Below are 1,191 nucleotides of genomic sequence, written 5' to 3'. Positions count from 1 at the left end.
CAGTGCTGCTTGATTCAGCAGAGCGTGATGACCTGGCAAAAGACATTGCCGGGCAAGTTGCCGGCCCCGGTTTTTGGCTGCTGCCCKTAGTTGCGCTGGCTCTGGGCTTTGCAATCCACCGGGGTTTAAGACCCCTGTACGCCTTGTCGCGCGATGTGGACGCCCTGGACATTCACAAGGCCGCCCCGCTTCAAGGGCCCTACTCGCAGCGTGAGTTCCGGGCTGTGGTGGATTCGATCAATACGCTGGCGGGTCGCTACCAATCAGCCGTTGAAAGAGAGCGGGAACTGGCCAGTGAACTGGCGCATGAACTGCGCACGCCTCTGGCCTCGCTGACCCTGCAGGCGCACGCCTTGAGGCGAGCGGCCTTCGGCGATGAACGCGAAGCGCTTTTGTTGCAGCTTGAGCAGGACGCTTTGCGGGCAGGCCAGGTGCTGGCGAACCTCTTGGCGCTGGCGCGCGCAAGCCAGACCGACTTGCTTGAAGCACGGCAAGCGTTGAACCTGGATGAAATAGCGCTGAGCGAGGTAGCCGAGTTCGGCCAGGCTGCCATGGAAACCCGACATGATCTATCCCTGGTGAGCCCGGGCTTCTTCAGCATTGAGGGGCACGCGGTGCTCCTAAGGCTGGTGCTTCGCAATCTCGTTGAAAACGCCTTGAGCCATACGCCACCGGGAACCCGCGTGGAAGTGCAACTGGACCCTGTGGCCCGTTGGCTCCAGGTGTGTGATTCGGCCAAAAAAGACATTCAAGTCCTTGCGGTCAGACTTAACGCGAGCAATTCGCGTTCATTGGGTCTGGGCACCGGTTTGCGTGTGGTCGAAAAGATTGCGGCCATTCATGGCGCGCGATCTGGGTTGGTACCACCGCCGCCAGGCTTTACCAGGTGCTATCGCCTGCAATTCCCGGCAATCTCTGTAAAAGCAGAGTGAGAGCGACTGTTGAATTGTGCTGAGGGTGACCCGAGGGGTGTGCGGTGTGGCCCCTGAAAGCCCGCCTCGGTTGACGCAGGTCAAGTGCCCGCAGCGGCTACTGGCTCATGCTGCCGATAACTCAGGAGCCTACTGTGGACCAGTATCACGCACGCGCTTTATCTATTCTGGAAGATGCCCTGCCATTTATCGCCATCCGGGAAAGCTGAAAAAATAATTGGAAATTCTTCTCAGCTGAACGAGGCACGCGCTAAAGCCG

At 59.2% G+C, this 1,191-nt stretch carries 1 protein-coding gene; it reads left to right on the top strand.

Annotation, left to right across the window (positions count from 1 at the left end; translation table 11 throughout):
• Nucleotides 1-932 (top strand): histidine kinase dimerization/phospho-acceptor domain-containing protein (locus AC1D0Z_RS22220; RefSeq protein ID WP_477660313.1); only part of this gene is annotated, 932 nt, incomplete at its 5' end.
• Between the last annotated feature and the right edge of the window lie 259 nt (nt 933-1,191).

Source organism: Polaromonas sp. P1_E3, from assembly GCF_056405935.1.
This window is presented reverse-complemented; position numbering and strand designations above follow the sequence as displayed.